The sequence below is a fragment of the Stenotrophomonas sp. PS02301 genome (assembly GCF_029959485.1).
Classification (GTDB): Bacteria; Pseudomonadota; Gammaproteobacteria; order Xanthomonadales; family Xanthomonadaceae; genus Stenotrophomonas; species Stenotrophomonas maltophilia_Z.
This window is the reverse complement of the sequence record NZ_JASCOO010000034.1, coordinates 20,197-38,772: the sequence shown is the minus strand read 5'-3', so window position 1 is coordinate 38,772 and position 18,576 is coordinate 20,197. Positions and strand designations below refer to the sequence as shown.

At 67.2% G+C, this 18,576-nt stretch carries 7 protein-coding genes; 2 read left to right on the top strand and 5 right to left on the bottom strand.

Annotation, left to right across the window (positions count from 1 at the left end; genetic code table 11):
• Nucleotides 1-61 precede the first annotated feature (61 nt).
• From pgaD to QMX81_RS10550, 5 genes are all read right to left on the bottom strand, one after another.
• A complete protein-coding gene (pgaD, locus tag QMX81_RS10570) occupies nucleotides 62-538 on the bottom strand; it encodes a poly-beta-1,6-N-acetyl-D-glucosamine biosynthesis protein PgaD (protein WP_121038169.1) in 477 nt (158 codons plus the stop codon).
• Nucleotides 535-1,782, bottom strand: coding sequence for a poly-beta-1,6-N-acetyl-D-glucosamine synthase (pgaC, locus tag QMX81_RS10565; RefSeq protein WP_121038166.1), 1,248 nt, complete (start codon nucleotides 1,780-1,782; stop codon nucleotides 535-537). The genes pgaD and pgaC overlap by 4 nt, the downstream gene beginning before the upstream one ends.
• A gap of 7 nt (nucleotides 1,783-1,789) precedes the next feature.
• Nucleotides 1,790-3,685 (bottom strand): poly-beta-1,6-N-acetyl-D-glucosamine N-deacetylase PgaB, encoded by a 1,896-nt coding sequence (gene pgaB / locus QMX81_RS10560; protein WP_282261266.1) that lies wholly within the window; start codon nucleotides 3,683-3,685, stop codon nucleotides 1,790-1,792.
• 10 nt (nucleotides 3,686-3,695) lie between these two features.
• On the bottom strand, nucleotides 3,696-5,732 hold the full coding sequence (pgaA, locus tag QMX81_RS10555; RefSeq protein WP_282261253.1) for a poly-beta-1,6 N-acetyl-D-glucosamine export porin PgaA: 2,037 nt from the start codon (nucleotides 5,730-5,732) through the stop codon (nucleotides 3,696-3,698).
• Between the two features lie 344 nt (nucleotides 5,733-6,076).
• Nucleotides 6,077-7,288 carry an MFS transporter gene (locus QMX81_RS10550; RefSeq protein WP_282261251.1) on the bottom strand — a complete coding sequence of 404 codons (1,212 nt, stop codon included), beginning with the start codon at nucleotides 7,286-7,288 and terminating at the stop codon, nucleotides 6,077-6,079.
• 412 nt (nucleotides 7,289-7,700) lie between these two features.
• On the opposite strand from QMX81_RS10550, the gene QMX81_RS10545 reads away from it, so the two are divergent.
• Both QMX81_RS10545 and QMX81_RS10540 read left to right on the top strand, forming a co-directional pair.
• Complete coding sequence (locus QMX81_RS10545) at nucleotides 7,701-9,449, top strand: ShlB/FhaC/HecB family hemolysin secretion/activation protein (protein WP_282261248.1); 1,749 nt, start codon at nucleotides 7,701-7,703, stop codon at nucleotides 9,447-9,449.
• Nucleotides 9,450-9,504: 55 nt separating this feature from the next.
• Nucleotides 9,505-18,447, top strand: a complete 8,943-nt coding sequence (locus tag QMX81_RS10540; protein ID WP_282261247.1) for a hemagglutinin repeat-containing protein — start codon at nucleotides 9,505-9,507, stop codon at nucleotides 18,445-18,447.
• Nucleotides 18,448-18,576: the final 129 nt, after the last annotated feature.

Here is an 18,576-nt window from a genome sequence, read left to right as displayed (position 1 = left end):
CCGGGGCCCCGCCCACCCCCCCCCGCAGGGGGGGGGGCCGCCCCCGGGGCCCCCCCGAGCCTCAACCGGCCAGCGCCTGCGCTGTCACCCGCACCGGCCGCGCGTGGTCATCCATGTGCAGGGTCACCGCCTTGCCATCGGCCAGCAGGGATGCCACCGCAGCGCTCGCGCCCAGGTCGTGCGCCATCTCTTCACGGGTCACATCGTCATGCGGCAGCCGGCGCTCCTTGCCCGAAAACCGCATGCGGTTGTACTCGGCCCAGGCGATCAGCAGCGCTGCGCAGCACACCAGCATCACCGGCAGCGCGATGACCACGAACGGATCGACCGTCTGCTTCTGTTCGTACAGCTGCGCCCAGGCCATCCGCCCGCCGAGCAGCCAAGAGATCAGCGTCACCAACGGTGCCCACAGGTAGAAGTAGAACGCCCAGAAGGCGATGGTCACAAAGCCCCAGGCAGTACGCTGCAGGCGTGGCTGCTGGCGCGGTTTCTGGATCAGCCGCGAGTCGAAGCGGCGGGTGGATTTGACAGTGTTCATCGGATACCCCGGTCAGGACTGACCCAGACCGCGCGCTTGCCACGACGCTTGAAGATCGTCTTGGGGAACGCCACCAGGGTCGTGAACAGACTGATGAGCCAGTACGCCATCGGGTACCAGATCACCCAGAAGTAATTACGTCCAATATGCGTTTCGTAACGTCGGTCGATGATCAGGCTGCTGGCGAACTGCAGCAGGCAGACCAGCGCCAGGATCACGCCATGCCACTGCGGCAGCAGCGTGGCGATGTACAGCTCGGGCGGCAGCGTCATGAACTTGCCCAGTGCCCACAGCACGATGATGGCCAGCATCGTGTACGCCCACAGCACGCTGAGGATGTACTCCAGCAGCACGCCCCACATGCGGCGCTTGCGCCAGTGGAACAGCGAGCCGCCATGCCGCAGCAGCACTTCCACGCCGCCCTGGGCCCAGCGCAGGCGCTGCCGCCACAGCCCCTTCAGCGTTTCCGGCATCAGGATGAAGCACAGCGCATTGGGCTCGTAGCGGATGTCCCAATGATCCAGCTGCAGGCGCCAGCTGATGTCGATGTCCTCGGTGACCATGTCGTCGGACCAGTACCCGATCCGATGCAGGGCAGTACGGCGGAACGCGGCGATCACCCCGGAGATGGTGAAGATGCGCCCATACACCCGCTGCGCGCGCTTGATCATGCCGATGATCGAGGAGAACTCGGCCACCTGCAGCCGGCCCAGCAGGGTGGAACGGTTGCGGATGCGCGGGTTGCCGGTGACCGCGCCCACGCGCGGGCCGGAGGTCAGGTGCCAGACCATCCAGTGGGTGGCGTACTCCTCCAGCATCGCATCGCCATCGATACACACCAGGAACTCCGAGCGTGCCGCCAGTGCGCCCATGCGCAGCGCATTGGCCTTGCCCAGATTGCGGTCCAGATGCACCACGCGCAGGCGTGGGTGAAGGGCGGCCAGGGCATCCAGCCGTGCCCCGGTATCGTCGCTGCTGCCATCGTTGATGGCGATGACTTCGAAGTCCGGGTAGTTCTGCTTCAGCGCCGAACCGAGGGTGTCGTCCAGGTTCTCCGCTTCGTTGTGGCACGGGATCAGGATCGACGCGAACGGATACTCGGCCATCGGCGGCGGATCATCACGGTCGCGTGCCTTGCGTTCACGCCGGAAGAAGTAATACAGGCCGCCGGACATCCAGAAGAACGCCATCACCATCGGGTAGAAGAAGGCGAACTGGAACAAGGTGTAGAGAAGAGGATGCATGGCGACCTCACTTTTCCTCGTACGGGAAGCTGCGGGCCGACATGGCCGCGCGCGCGTCATACGTGGAGGGACGTCCGGCGATGAAGTCATCCGGATACCAGGCGAAATGACGCACGCCCTGCGCCTGTAGACGGCGGATCTGCGCGCGCAGGCGGTCGCCGGGGATCGGCTTGCCGGTGCGCCAGTCCAGCGTCTGCAGCTCGAACATCGTCTGCGACAACTGCGGATCGTGTTGCTTCACCGCCACCACCAGCCGGTCCAGCCAGCGTTCCGGGCTGCGGCTGCCTTCCATCCACGGCATCGCCATCAAGGCGGTGTGGTCGTAGGCCTTGTTGAACAGGTCCAGGCGCTGGGCGAACCAGCTCGCGCTCTGCGGTTCCAGCACGGGCTGGGCATACAGGTTGCGCACGGTGCCCAGCTTCGGCCGCCAGCGCTGCGCGGCGGTGCGCAGCTCCAGCGTGAAGTCGATCAGGGCCTGGGTACGTGCACCGTCATCGCCTTCCTGCGGCAGCTGGGTCAGCTCGGTGTCGCGCAGGTAGGCGTCATCGTGGAAGAGCAGGCCCTCGAAGTACGAGTTGATCGCGAGGTCTTCGTAGATGTCATCGATGATCTTGCGGACCTGGGGCCGGGTGAAGTCCAGCCGGAAGATGCCGTCGCTTTCCGGGCTCTCGATGGCCAGCGCCTTGCGGATGGCCGGATCCTTGAGCTCGTAGCCCAGCACCGGCAGCCACGCAAACACCTTCACCCCGGCGCGCGTCTTGAGCTGCCATGCCACGCGGTTGAACAGGTCCGCACGCATCGGCAGATGGCGGTTGGGGAAGTACAGCGCATCGGCCGAGCCGTTGCCGTCCGGATCGGCGAAGGCCTGCAGGAACACGTGGGTCGGGCCGATCTTCTTGACCCGGTCGATCAGCGCATCCAGGTTCTTGCCCTGTTGCACCGGGTCGGCATCGTAGACCGCATCCAGGTCGATCTGCAGCGCCCGCATGCCATCGCGTTCGACATCGCGGCGCAGTTCATAGGCCAGCTGCACCACGGTCGGGTTGTTGGTCACCAGCAACCGGGCCAGACCGTGCAGATCACGCTTGACCGGCGTGCTGCGCCCTTCCAGATCGAACGAGACCGGCATGCCCAGCTGCTCGGCGATGTCGTTGCTCAGCGCGTTGTAGGCCGCGTACGGCCACACGATCGCCTTGGGGCTGACGCCGACATTGCGCTGGATGCGCTCCACGCTGCGGCCCAGGTCGGCGCGCAGGCGGGTCTCGTACTCGGCCGCGGTTTCATAGGTCCTGCGGGCCGGATCGTAGGTCCGGGTGATCACCGCCGGGGTGGAGTTGCCCTGCGGATTGGACTGCACGCCATGGTGCAGGTTGTCGGTGTGGCTGGCCAGTTCGATCAGTCCGCTTTTCTGCATCTCGCGCAGCTGCGCCCAGGTCAGGAAATCATCGCGGGTGAACGGGCGGTAGCCGTAGTCGATCTGGCGCCCGGCCGGCATGTCCACGTAGTCGGTGATCACCGCGACCAGCGCCGGATAGTTGTAGGCGCGCAGCAGCGGGAAGACCTTGCTGTACACGCTGCGCAGGCCGTCATCGAAGGTCAGCAGTACCGGCTTGGGCGGCAGCGGCGTGCCGCCCTGCGAGGCGGTGATCAGCTGCGACAGCGACACCGGGTGATACTCATGCGCGGACAGCCAGTCCAGGTGTGCGGCGAAGTTCTGCGTGCTCACGGCATACGCGTCCGGGTCGCCGCGGGCGGCCACCTCGTCGCGGATGTCGTGGTAGCTGAGTACCAGCAGCCCGTTGTCGGCGGCATCAAGTACGGCCGGCGGTTGCTGTGCCTGGGCCGGCAGCACCGCGGTGAGCAGGGCCAGCAACAGCCAGCGGGTCCAGCGCTTCAAGTCCATGTGCCGCATGTCATTCTCCCCACCGCAGGCCGGCATCCAGGCCGATGTGTCGTTCACGCTGTCCGTCATAGACCGGTCGCGACCAGCGGATGCCGTACTCGAAAATGCGGCCTTCGCCGAGCTGCCACTCATGGCGGTACTCGGCCGAGGGCACGATCGCGCTGCCATAACCCTGCTGCCAGTACTGGCCCGCGGAGACGGTCAGGCGATGTCGGAAGTGGCGTTCGTAGTGGCGCCATAACTGCTGGTCCACGCGCAGGCCGATCTCCACCGAGTGATCCTCGGAGGGATTGAAATAGGGCACGTCATCGCGGCTGCCGCGGCTGGCATACACGCTGCCCAGACCGTCCAGGAACACCGTCGGCCGGGTCATCAGGCGCTGCTCGATGGCGGTGCTGACGGTATCGCGACGGTTGCCGTCGTCGTAGCGGAACTGGCTGGCCCCCACGCTCCAGTGGGTGCGCTCGTCGCGGCGATAGTCGGCAGCCAGTGCGATGCTGTCGGCGGTGATGCCCGACACGCGTGCCTGCATCGAGGCATCCGGGTCATTGCGTGCGGCAGTGATGCCGGCATGCCATTGATCGCTGAACTGCCAGCCGAACCCGGCGCTGAGGCCGGTATCGCCGATGTGGTCGTTGGCGCGGTTGACGAAGGCTTCGGCATCGGCGCGGCCGTAGCGGTAGCGCGTGCCCGCACCGATCCGCAACGGGTCGATGGTCTGGTCCTGGAAATCCACGCTGCGCCGATCGGCGAACGCGACCAGGCGCCAGCGGTCGTCCAGCACCGGGGACTGCACTTCCACGCCGTAGCGGCCGTCATCATTGCCCAGCGGCGATGCACCGCCACCGCCGGAGCTGCGCCCACCTTCAGCGTAGGCATGCCATTGCCAGCCACGGTGCGCACGCCAGCTGCGGTCCATGCGTTGCACGGAGGGCTGGTTGGGGTAGGCGGCAAGCAGCGTGTCGTGGACCGGTCGCGCCAGGTCATCGCGCTGCACCTGTACATAGGCGTCGTACTGACCCAGGCGCGCAGGTACGTCGCGCGGGTCCAGCGTGTTGGCCATGCTGTAGCGCTCCAGCGCCCTCCGTGGCCAGCCACGCATCAGGTAGATGTTGCCCAGCGAGGACTGCGTGCCGGTGTTGCCCGGGCCGATCTCGACCATCTTCTCCAGATCGCGCTGGGCGGTGGGCAGGTCGCCACTGTAGGCACGCACCATGGCCAGGTTGAGGTCGGCCTCGTAGCGCGGCCAGTTCGCATAGGGTGCCTTGGCACCGTTCGCCCAGCGCCACGCGGGCTCATCGGCCTGCCACTTCTTCAGCAGGGCGATCGCGGTGTCGGCCTGCTCGTCCTCCAGATACGCATAGGCCAGTTCCGAGCGCGCCTGCGGCAGCGACGGATCGGCTTTGAGCGCGGCGTCCAGCACCGGGATCGCCTCGGCCGGATGCTGCGTGGCCATCAGCGAATCGCCGACGGCGGCCAGCAGATAGTTCGGCACCGGGTGGCCCTCGGCGAGCAGCGTGCGGTACTCCTCGCGCACCTGTGCATGACGCCCCAGCCGGTTGAGCAGGATCAGCCGGTCATAGCGGATCCGCAGTGGGGCCTGCTGCACGGGGGTGCCATCGCGTTCGAGGTACTGCTGCATCTGCACCAGCGCGGCATCGGCTTCATCCAGGCGGGTGTCCTCGCTGGGGCCATAGGCCAGGCTCCAGCCCACCAGCTTGGCCAGGTAATTGCCTTCCAGCCGTTCTTTCTGTGCCGCATCGAACAGGGTGGGGCGCGCCAGATACAGCTGCCAGGCGCGGTGCGCGTTGCCGATGTCCGCCAGGGTCAGCACCTGCAGGCGATACAGCAGTGCGTCGTCGGGCGATTGCACCCGTGCCCGCTCGATCGCGGCCAGTGCATCCAGCCAATGGGCCTGGTCGCGGTAGTGGCCGATCTCGGCCAACGCGTCAGCCTGCGGGTCGGCGGCTGCGGTGGCCGGAGTGGAGAAAGCGAGTGCGGCGCATGCCAGGCCGACGCTGAGCGCCAGCGGCCGATGGTCGTACATGGAACCCCCCTTGGAGCATCCTTTCAAAGGTGTGTTGCGTCAAAAGTGTGACGCACATCACATGCCAATCGTGCCTGACTGCGCAGTTGTTGCCAAATCGTTAATGGCCGGGCACGGCCGATCAGCCCCCGGGTAGAACCCGGAGGGGAAGGCAAGCCATTGAATTGCTACGGATTCAGACCATGTCGCCAACATGGACAGCGCACTCCATTGCCATGAAGCTGTTCAGCCGGCTGGCGACGCCAGAGGCTCCGAACACTGCCCGGTGCAGCCCACCGGGTCAGTTAGCGACACGCTACGTCAGCAGTTGCGCACAGCGCGTGTAGATGGACGCGCCGGGGCGCTTACCACTGGTCTTCGAGCTTCTGCGGTTTGCAGGCGACCCACGAGGCGCACAACAGCACCACCGCGCACAGCACCAGGAATCCGAACGGCAGGTGCCAGCCACCGCTGACCGCGTGCAGCCAGCCGAACAGGAACGGCCCCAGGCAGCTGAAGGCATAGCCCACGCCCTGCATGAAGCCGGACAACGCCGCCGAGCCGGCCGGCGTACGCGTGCGCAGGTTGATCAGGGTCAACGCCAACGGGAACGTGGACGGCCCGATGCCGAGCAGCACCGCCCACAGCCACGGGGCCTTCATCGGGGCGAACAACAGGCCGGCGAAGGCGATCAGAAACGCGCTGAAGCCGATCAGCACCAGCCCGAAAGGATTGCGCAGGCGCACGGCCAGGGCCGGCATGGTCAGCGATGGCAGCAGGCCGCAGGCCGCGAAGATCGCCACCATGATGCCGCCGAATGCCGGTGTTGCACCGGCCTCGACCACGATCCGCGGCAGCCAGGTGAACATCGAATAGGTCATCAACGAGGTCATGCCGAACATCAGGGTCATGCCCCACGCCAGCGGGGTCTTCCAGACCTTGCCGTGCGGCGCGCTGGAGGGATCGTTGGCAGCGCTGATCGTGTCCGGGTGCGGACGGGCCCGGGAGAGCATCAGCCACGGCAGTGCCGCAGCCAGCGACATCAGCGCCCAGATGCCCAGCGATACGCGCCAGCCCACCTGCTGCGCGACGGGTACCGCCAGCAGGGCCGGCATCATCGTGCCGATCTGCAGCACGGTGATGTAGAGCGTGCTCATGGTGCCCACGCGGTTGGCGAAGTAACGCTTCACCAGCGGCGGTACGACCACGTTGCCGATCCCCATGCCGGCCAGCGCCACCACCGAGCCGAACAGCAGGCTGCCCACGCCGCCGGCCATCGAGCGCAGCAGCAGGCCCACGGTGGCCAGGCTCATCGCCAGCAAGGCGGTGCGCTCCAGGCCCAGGCGGCGCGCCACTGCCGGGGTGGTCACGCCGAACAGCGCGAAGGCGGCCGTCGGCAGCATGCCGAGCACGCCGGTCATGGTGGTGCCGAAGCCGAAGGTCTGGCCGAGCACATCCAATAGCGGGGTCAGCGAGGTGACCGCGGTGCGCAGGTTCAAGGCCGCCAGCAGGATGGCGGCAAAGGCCAGCAGGCGTCCGTGCAGCAAGGACTGGGACGGTGAAGTGGGGTGAGTCATCAGCATGGTTCCTGACAGGTGGCGCACCGCGGCCTCAGGCACGCGGGTGCAACGGCAGAGACCGGCCAGCGGCCGGCATCTGCGGGGTAGGGGACTGGGCCGCCGCCGAAGGCGGGGCCAGGACCGGCCATTGTACGGGTTCGATCCCGACAGGTCCCTCATCGAGGCCCTCGGCAGGCGCTACGTGTGAAAACGTCTTCACAACAAGGGTCGCGCGATCTCCTTCCATGTGAGCTACGTCAAAAAAATGACTATTTAGGAAAATACCTACACGCCGACGGGTGATTGTCCTACCGAGTGAGTGGGGTTTTTGACGGTTTTCATGTCGCAAATAGCTCTTAAATTGGCGGGCCTCCATAGGGGCGGTCTATAGCGAACGATGGTTCGTGCCAGCCCACGTTCGAGATCCTGCATGCCAAACAACGTATTCCCCACCCCGGCTCGCGCCGGTACTCACGGCGCTTCCCCGCGCGCATGGCTGCTGGCCCCGCTGGCGGCCGCGCTCGCCCTGATCTGCACGCCCGTGCACGCCCAGCAGCTGCCTGCCCCGGATCAGGAACTGCTCCGCCAGCAGGAGCGCGAACGCGCGCTGCGCGAGCAGCTTGAAACCCGGCCCGATGCGCGCCTGCAGGAAGCACCGGTAGCGGCCCCGGAGCGGCTGCCCACCGATGAGGCCCCCTGTTTCGTGATCGAACGCATCACCTTGGGCGGTGAGCAGGCCGAGCGATTCCAGTGGGCGCTGGCTGCGGCCAACGTCAAAGGCGACCCGGCGCTTGGCCGTTGCCTGGGCACCACCGGGATCAACGTGGTGATGTCGCGCGTGCAGAACGCCATCGTGGAACGCGGCTTTGTCACCACACGCGTGTTGGCCCAACCGCAGGACCTGACCACCGGCACGCTGGAGTTGACCGTCGTACCCGGCACGCTGCGCCAGATCCGGTTCGCCGAGGGCACCCATCGCGACGCCACCTTGTGGAATGCGATCCCCGCGCGCAGTGGCGACCTGCTCAACCTGCGCGATATCGAACAGGGACTGGAGAACTTCAAGCGCGTGCCGACCGCCGAGGCCGACATCCAGATCAGCCCGGCCGAAGGTGCCGACGCCGCGCCCGGGCAGAGCGACCTGGTCGTGCAGTGGTCGCAGCAGCGGCTGGTGCGCTTCAACCTGAGCCTGGACGATTCCGGCAGCAAGGCCACCGGCAAGACCCAGGCCGGTGCGACGATGTCGCTGGACCACGCGCTGCGCCAGAACGACCTGTTCTACGTCAACCTCAACCATGACGTGTTCAGTGGCGGCAAGCGCGGCACCAAGGGCTTCACGTTCCACTACTCCATGCCCGTCGGCTACTGGCTGTTCGGCGCCACGCGCAGCGGCTACGAATACGAGCAGACCGTGGCCGGCAACCAGCAGTCGTATCTGTACAGCGGCGAAAGCTACAACGCCGAAGTACGGGCAACGCGCCTGCTGTTCCGCAACGCGAGCAGCAAGACCAGCATGTACCTGCGCGCGTGGGAGCGCGACTCGCGCAACTTCATCGACGACACCGAAATCCTGGTGCAGCGCCGGCGCATGGGCGGCTGGGAACTCGGCCTGAACCACCGGCATTTCATCGGCCAGGCCACGCTGGATGGCACCGTCGGCTTCCGCCGCGGCACCGGGGCATTCGGCTCGATCGCAGCGCCCGAGGAACTGTTCGGTGAAGCCACCTCGCACCCGAAGATCTACTTCGCCGACGCCCAGCTGAGCGTCCCGTTCCAGCTGGGCCAGCAGCGCCTGCGTTACACCGGCAGCTGGCGCGCGCAGTGGAACCGTGGCGGGCTGGTGCCGCAGGACCGCTTCGCGATCGGTGGCCGCTACACCGTGCGCGGCTTCGATGGCGAGATGTCGCTGATGGGCGAACGCGGTTGGCTCATCCGCAACGACATCGGCCTGGCACTCGGCGGTGGGCAGGAGTTCTACGTCGGCGCCGATTACGGCCATGTCGGCGGCAGCGCCACGCAATGGCAGCTGGGCAATGACCTCGCAGGCACGGTGATCGGCCTGCGCGGGTCCTATCGCGGCCTGTATTGGGACGGCTTCGTCGGCGCCCCGTTGAACAAGCCGTCTGGCTTCCAGAACGCGTACACGGTCACCGGATTCACCCTGAGCTGGTCGTTCTGATTTCAGTGCGGGCGCGTTCGCGCCGCACCGACCGCACGCACACAAAGGAATTGTAATGAACAAGCATCTGTACCGCCTCGTGTTCAACCACGCCCTCATGCTCTGGCAGGTCGCCGCGGAAATCACCCCGCGCCCCGGCGGCGCCGGTACCGGGCAGGATGGCGATCGCACGGCGGCACTGCGCCCGATGGCCTTCGCGTTGTGGGTGATGCTGGGCTGGGTCGGCGTGAGCGGCCTGGCCGCGGCGCAAGTGGTGGCCGATCCGAACGCGCCCGGCAACCAGCGCCCGACCGTGCTGGAAACCGCCAACGGCACGCCGCAGATCAACATCCAGACCCCCAGTGCGGCGGGTGTCTCGCGCAATACCTACCAGCGTTTCGATGTCGACCAGCAGGGCGCCATCCTCAACAATTCGCGCGGCAACACGCAGTCCCAGCTCGGTGGCTGGGTACAGGGCAATCCGTGGCTGGCCGGTGGCACCGCACGGGTGATCCTCAACGAGATCAACGGCGCCAACCCGAGCCAGCTGCGCGGCTACGTGGAAGTTGCCGGCGACCGTGCGCAGGTGGTGATCGCCAACCCCGCTGGTATCGATTGCGATGGCTGCGGCTTCATCAACGCCAACCGCATCACCCTGACCACCGGCACGCCGACGTTCAACGGCGGCGCGTTGGAGGGCTATCGCGTGCAGGGCGGGGCAATCCATATCTTTGGCGCCGGCATGGATGCCAGCCGGGTCGACTACACCGATCTGATCGCGCGCTCGGTGCAGCTCAATGCGGGCCTCTGGGCACAGCAGCTGCAGGTCACCACTGGCGCCAATACGGTGAGCGCCGATCTGAGCCGCGTGCAGGCCCAAGCGGCCGACGGCAGCACGCCGCAGTACGCGCTCGACGTCGCCCAGCTCGGCGGCATGTATGCCAACAAGATTCTGCTGATGGGCACCGAACATGGTGTAGGCGTGCGTAACGCCGGCAACCTCGGCGCGCAGACCGGCGAGCTGGTGGTCACCGTCGATGGCCGGCTGGAGAACACCGGCAAACTGCAGGCGCGCGACGATACCCGCATCGCGGCCAGCGGCGGTGTGCGCAACGAGGGCCTGGTCAGTGCCGGGCGCGAATTGAAGCTGCACACCGGGCAGGACCTGGACAACCGGGGCGGCCAGCTCAACGGCACCCGCCTGGACCTGGAGGCGGCCTCGCTGGTCAACCGCGGCGGCAGCATCGAACAGGCCGGCGTGCAGGCGCTGGCGGTAGAGAGTGGGCAGCTGAACAACCGCGACAAGGGCAGCATCGGCGCGCTGGCCCAGCAGGATGGCACCGCACCGACGACGCCAGGCACGGGGGAAGGCACGGGCAACCCAGGAACACCGGGTACCGGCAACGGCAGCACCGACGGCAGCGCGCCGGGCGTGATTCCGCCGACCACCGCGCCGCTCGCGCAGGGCCGCGTGGTGATTGCCGGCCTGCTCGACAACGATGCCGGCGCGGTGCTGGCCGGTGGCGATATCGATCTGCGCGCCAGTGGGTTGGACAACGACGGCGGCAGCATCGGCGTGCGCGACCTGACCGTGAACGGTGGTGTGCTGTCCAATCGGCAGGGCGAACTGACCACCCAGCGCGACCTGCGCGTGCAGGGCCAGGCACTGCACAACGACGCGGGCGCATTGAATGTGGGCGGCGCCCTCGATGTGCGCACCACGCAGCTGTCCAACCGCAGCGGCAAGATCACCCACAGCGGCACTGCACCCGCGCAGCTTCAGGTGGCAGGCACGCTCGATAACACCGACGGCAGTCTCGCCAGCAACGCCGCTTCGCTGGCGCTGACCAGTGCAATGCTGGTCAACACCGATGGCACGCTGCTGCACGCCGGCAGCGACGGCCTGCAGCTCACCACCGGCACGCTGGACGGCCAGCGCGGCGAGATCGCCACCGCAGGCACGCTCAGCCTGCGCGCAGGGCAGGTCGATCATCGCCAGGCGGAACTGCAGGCCGGCATGCTTGATGTGCAGGTCGATACGCTCGACAACCGTGGCGGCCAGTTGCTGGCGACCGGCAGCCAGGCCAACCGCATCGAGGCGGCGACCGCGCTGGACAACAGCGATGGCACGCTCGCCAGCAACGGCGATCTGGCCATCGATACTGTGCTGCTGAGCAACGCGGGTGGGCAGGTGCAGCAGGCCGGCAGCGGCCGCCTGGACATCACCGCGGCGACCTTGGCCGGGGCAGGCGGCAAGCTGCTGAGCAACGGCGCGCTACACCTGCAGGGACAGCGCATCGACGTCTCCGGCGGTATCGCCTCGGCGGTGCGCATGGAGATCGACGCCGGGCAGTTGGACAACCGTCGGGGTGAGCTGATCGCCACCGGCACCGACACACTTGGCCTGCGCGTGACCCACGCGCTGCAAAACGATAGCGGTCAGATCATCGCCAACGGTGCGCTCGCCCTGCAGGCGGGCAGCCTCTCCAACCGCGACGGCAAACTGCTGGCGGCAGGCAGTGCGGCCTCCACGCTGCAGGTGACCGGCGCGTTCGACAACCAGCGCGGTACGCTGGCCAGCGCTGGCGATCTGACGCTGCAGGCTGGCCAGCTGGACAACCAGGCTGGCACGGTCCAGGCGGCCGGTGACCGTGCATTGCAGCTGAGCGTGGACGGCCTGCTCGACAACCGCCAGGCCGGCCTGATCGCTTCCGGTGGTGCGCAGCAGCTGCGCGCCGGCAACCTCGGCAACCGCGGCGGCACGGTCAACGCAGGCGATACGCTTGAGGTGACGGTCACCCAGTCCCTCGACAACAGCGCCGGCACCCTCGCTGCCAACGACACGCTGCACGTGCAGGCCGGGCGCATCATCAACCGGGACGCGGGCACCCTGGCCTCGGTCGAAGGCGATGTCACGCTCGACAGTGCGAGCGATATCGACAACACCGCCGGTGTGATCCAGGCCGAGCGTGCGCTGTCGGTGACCAGCCAAGGGCTGACCAACGTGCGTGGCACGCTGGCCGGCGCCTCCGTCGCCTTGGATACGGGTCTGGGCGGGGCGGACAACAGTGAAGGCATCATCGCCGCCACCGCCGGCACGCTGGATATCCGCAGTGGTGTGCTGGAGAACCGCGCTGGCCTGCTGCAGTCCAGTGGTGGGATGAGCATCGATACGCACGGCCAGCGCCTGGGCAATACCGACGCGGGCGCGCGTGGCGGCATCGTCAGCGGTGCCGGGCTGACCCTGCGTGCCGGTGAGCTGGACAACCGTGCCGGCCTTGTCCAGGCGCAGACGGCGCTGGACGCGCGGCTGGCCTCGCTGGACAACCGCAGCGGCGGGCAGGTGGGTAGCGGGGCCTCGCTGCTGCTGCAGGCGCAGCGCGTGGACAACAGCGGTGGCCGTCTCCAGGCCGCCCAGAATCTGACCCTCGATCTGAGCGGTGAGCTGGTCAACCAGGCTGGGCTGGCCGTGGCCGGTGGCGATCTGGTCGCCCGGGCCGCGCGCATCGACAACCGCGCCACGAGCGGCGGCGGCACCGCGCTCGGGCTGCAGGGTCGCAACGTGGACCTCACTGCCGCGCAGATCGACAACAGCAGCGGCATGATCGCTGCCGACCAGCGCATTGCGCTGCAGGCGACCGATGCACTGTTCAACCAGCAAGGCCTGGTGTCCTCGGCGGGCAGTCTGGACGTGCGCGCCGGTCAGGTCGGCAACGCCGACGGCACGCTGCTGTCGGCGGGCAACCAGATGCTGCATGCAAACGCGCTCAACGGCACGGGCCGGGTGTTGTCGCAGGGCGACCTGGTGCTGGCGCTGCAGCAGGACTACCGCAACGATGGCCAGATCACCGCCAATGGCAAGGCCACCGTTTCCACGCAGGGGCTGTGGACCAACGCAGGCAAGGTGCAGGCCGGGGATCTGAACCTGCACGCACGCCAGATCGACAACCTCGCCACCGGCGAGATCAGCGGCATCCGCACGCAGGTGCGCGCCGATGGCGTGCTCGGCAACCGAGGCCTGATCGATGGCGTGGATACCCGCGTCGATGCCGATGTGATCCTCAACGTCGGCACCGGTCGCATCTATGGCGACCGCCTGTCGATCGGTGCCAACACCCTGGTCAACAGTGACGAAACGCTGGAGGGCGTTACCCGCGCGGCCACCATTGCCGCGCGTGAGCGCCTGGACATCGGCGCCGGCACCGTGGTCAACCGCGAGCAGGCGCTGATCTTCAGTGCCGGCGGTGGCGACAATGCACTCAACATCGGCGGTGCGCTGGATGCGCAGGGGCATGCAGTCGGTCGCGCCGGCGCGGTGCACAATGCCAGCGCGACCATCGAGTCGCTGGGTGGCTTGAGTATCGATGCCACGCGCCTGCTCAACAGCAACGAGCATTTCGCCACCACTGAAGTGATGGTGGTGGGCCCGACCAAGAAGCTGTACATCCAGCCCAAGGGCACGCCGGGCATGCACGATGCCAGCGAGTTCACCTGGTCCAGCTGGAGCCGCGCCGGCAAGTACTGGTGGAAGAACGGCAACGGCGACGTCAAGGACTGGACCCAGTACGACGTCACCCACACCGAGTACGAAACCCAGGTCGCCTCCAGCGCGCCCGGCCGCATCATTTCCGGCGGCAACATGACGCTACGCGGCGATGAGCTGATCAACGACAAGAGCCAGATCCTGGCCGGCGGTGCCTTGCTGGGCGACCTGGGCAACCTGCGCAACATCGATGCGTTCGGCGAGTACCGCGTGCACGAAGAAGGCACCAGTCAGTACACCTACAGTCGCTGGCGCGGTGGTTTCAAGCGCTATCACGAACGCAAGTGGGACCGGAAAATCGCCTATCGCCCGGCCGATGAAGTGCGCACCATCAATCTGGGCGTCACCCGGACGGCCGAGCACACCCGCGACGGTGGCAGCGGCTACCAGGTCGGTGGCGTCAGTACCGGTACCGTCGGCGGGCAGGTCGGCGGCGCAGCCGAGGCCGGTGCCGTGGGTGGGCAGCGCCAGGTGACCGAAGTCAGCGCCAGCGTCGCCTCGCTGGCCGGTCCCGGCAGCAACACCGGCACCGGCGCGCAGGGCGCGGCGGGCAACCAGCCGACCGTGATCCGCACCATCGGCGTGGAGGCCGAACTGCCGCAGAGCAGCCTGTTCCAGAGCGGCCCGGATGCCGGCCAGTACCTGGTCGAGACCGATCCGCGCTTTGCCGATTACCGCAACTGGCTCGGCTCGGAGTACCTGCTGCAGAAGATGGGCGTGGACCCGGCCAACGTGCAGAAGCGGTTGGGCGATGGGTTCTACGAACAGAAGCTGGTCCGCGATCAGGTCGCCCAGCTCACCGGCCGCCGCTTCCTGGATGGCTACGTCGACGATGAAGCGCAGTACCGCGCGCTGCTCGACAACGCGGCCACCATCGCCGACGCATGGGGCCTGCGCCCGGGCGTGGCGCTGACCCCGGCGCAGATGGCCCAGCTCACCAGCGACATCGTCTGGCTGGTCGAGCAGCGCGTCACCCTGGCCGATGGCAGCACCACCACCGCACTGGTTCCGCAGGTGTATGTGCGCGTGCGCCCCGGCGATATCGACGGCACCGGTACGCTGCTGGCCGGCCGCTCGGTGGAGCTGAACCTGCGCGGCGACCTGGTCAACAGCGGCACCATTGCTGGCCGCACCGCGGTGAAGATCGACGCGCAGAACCTGCGCAACCTCGACGGCCGCATCAGCGGTGACACGGTCAGTGCCAACGCGCGTACCGATCTGGACAACCTCGGCGGCCTGATCGATGCGCGCAGCGTGCTGGTCGCCAGCGCCGGCCGTGATCTCAACATGGTCACCACCACCCGCAGCGGTCAGAACACCGCGGGGTTGAGCGACTTCAGCCGGACCAACATCGATCGCGTGGCCGGGTTGTTCGTGAGCGACCAGGGCGCCACGTTGCTGGCCAAGGCCGGCCGCGATCTGCGCATGGACGGCGCCCAGGTGGTCAACACCGGCGCACAGGGCCAGACCCTGCTTTCGGCGGGGCGTGATCTCTCCTTGGGCACGGTCACCGAGGCGCGCCAGGAAAACAATGTCCGCAACAACGACAACTACCTGCGCCAAGGCTACGAACGGGAGGTCGGCACCACCCTCGATACCGCCGGGGCCGTGCAGCTGCAGGCCGGGCATGACGTGAACCTGCGCGCCGCGCAGGTCTACAGCAGCGATGGCGCGATCTCGGTGATGGCCGACAACGACGTCAGCATCGCCAGCGGCGAGCAGAGCAACAACTGGAGCGAGGGCCGCAAGCACACCCATCGCGGGCTGTTGAAGTCCACCACCAACACCACGCGCGACAGCCTGGAGGAAACCCAGGCCATCGCCAGCACGCTCAGCGGGCACCAGGTGGCGGTGCGCGGCAACAACATCACCGTGACCGGCAGCAACGTGGTCTCCGATGCGGGTACGGTGCTGCTGGCCGACAATGATCTGACCGTGCAGGCGGCGACCAACACGCGCGGCGAGAGCCACTACAAGCGCAAGGATGAAAGCGGCTTCCTCTACAACGGCGGCGTCGCGTTCACGGTCGGCACGCAGATGCAGAGCCGCGATGCCAAGGACGTGAGTACCAGTGCCGCGGCGTCCACCATCGGCTCCACCGCTGGCAACGTGGTGATGGTGGCGGGCAACAACTACCGCCAGGTTGGCAGCCACGTCGTCGCGCCCGAGGGCGACATCGACATCCATGCGCGCAAGGTCGACATCGTGGAGGCCCGCGAGACCGGCGTCGCCACCCAGGAGGACAAGTTCCGCCAGGCCGGCTTGACGGTGGCGCTGACCGCGCCGGTGATCTCGGCGATCCAGAGCGCCGAGCAGATGAAGAAGGCGGCCAGCCAGACCGACGACAGCCGCATGAAGACGCTGGCGGCGGCGACCACCGTGCTCAATACGGCGGCAGCGGTGGGTGCGGTGCAGGCCGATCCGGGCGCGGCGGGCGGCATCAACATCTCCATCACCGTGGGCGGCGCTCGCAGCGACAGCAAGACCACCACCACGCATGACAACGCAGCCGGCTCCAGCATCACCGCGGGCGGCGACGTGCGCATCAGTGCCACGGGCGCGGGCAAGGACTCGGATCTGACCGTGATTGGCAGCACCATCAACGCCGGCAACAACGCCTACCTGCGGGCCGATGGCGATATCGCCCTGCTGGCGGCGAAGAACACGCAGGAAACCGATCGCAAGAGCAGCGCGGCCAGCGGTGGTGTCGGCGTGGCCATCAGCATCGGCTCCGGTGGTGCCAGTGCGGGCATCACCGCCAACGCCAGTGGCTCCAAGGGCAAGGGCGAGGGCACCGACGTGCAGTGGACCAACAGCCACGTCAACGCCGGCAACACGCTGGTGCTCGAATCCGGTGGCGACACCACCCTGCGTGGCGCGGTGGCCAGCGGCCGCGAGGTGATCGCCGATATCGGCGGCGACCTCAACATCGAGAGCCTGCAGGACACCTCCACCTTCCACAGCAAGGACACCAGTGTCGGCGGCAGTGTCACGGTCGGCTTGGGCTTCTCCGGCAGCGCCAGCTACGGCAACACCAAGGTCGATGGTGACTACGCCAGTGTTGTCGAGCAGAGCGGGATCAAGGCGGGCGACGGTGGCTACCAGGTACGCGTAGGCGGCAATACCGATCTGATCGGTGGCGTGATCGCCTCCAGCGAGCAGGCCATCGCCGACGGTCGCAACCAGCTGATCACCAGCACATTGAGCGTGCGCGATCTGGACAACCGCAGCGATTACAAGGCTAGCAGCCTGAGCCTGTCCGGCGGCTTCAGCAAGAGCGGCACAGGCGGCCCGTCCAATGGCGGCAACAGCGGCCGTGGCAACGACGGCACGCCCGGGTCCACCGGTGCAGCCGGGCAGGGCAGCAGCTGGTCGTGGCAGAACTATGGCAACGATGCCAGCGCCGCCGCACCCGGCTATGCCAGCGACAAGGGCAGCGATGCCAGCACCACCCGCAGCGGCATCAGCGCAGGCGCGCTGACCATCACCGATGGCAACGCGCAGCTGGCCAGGACCGGCAAGAGCATCGACGACACCCTGGCCAGCCTCAATCGCGGTGTGCTCAGTGGCGACGATGCCAACGGGCTGATCCGTAACTGGGATCCGGTGGAGCTCGCGCAGAAGGTGCAGGCCGAAGCGCAGATCAGCGCAGCGTTCACCCAGCAGGCGCACAGTGCCGTGGGCAGCTATGTGGCCAGCCGCGGCGCCAGCATCAAGGAGCGTTACGAACACGCCGACACGCCGGAGCAGAAGGCTGCGCTGCAGGCTGAAGCCGATGAACTGCGCACGCAGGAGAAGATGCTCAACATCCTGATCGGCGCGGTGACCGGTTCGGCGACCAGCGCGGTCTCCAAGGAGGCGCTGGCCAGTGCGGCGGACTGGATGCGGCAGGAGATGATCAAGAACTCGCAGTTGTTCCCGGGTGTCACCGACGGCGTGACGACACTGGACAACATCCACGGAAAGAGTGCCGGTGTGGATGGCGATGAGTTCAAGATCGGGGGAACCCGCGTGGACCTGGATCAGCTGTGCGGACCTGGCAGCATCCGCTGTGCAACGAATCCAGACGGCACACTTGCCCTGGATTCGCTGGGACGCGTGCAGTTCGACGATAAACAGGGGGGATTGACCCTCGCCCAGTACCTGGCGTCGGAGGAAGGCAAGAAACTGGGCGGCGTAACTGGGGGTATCCAAGGCTGGACAGGGACGCTGCGAGGCGACCCCTACAAGCCAGGAGACTGGCAGGACAGGCTGATCGAGTACTTCGCCGGCCCGCATGACATGATCGGCGGGCAACTTGCAGGGTTGTACGATGAGCAGGGGAATGCACGTCGTGGCCGTCCATGGGCGCTGTCCACCTTCCACGAAGGCTGGACCGTCGTCGCGATTCCCGTGGCGGCTCCCTTCGCAATGGCGAAGGCGCTGCCGCCCCAGGTCTGGTCCGCGATCTCCATTCTTGCCGGTGCCAGTCGATGACATCCCTCCTCAATCCCTCAAAGAAAAGGTACGTCAGCATGAGGTCCCCGCGTGCAGGAAACAGGCTCCTACTTGCCTGTGTAACGTTGATGCTCGCCAGTTGTGGCATCGGCGGTATGTGGATGAATG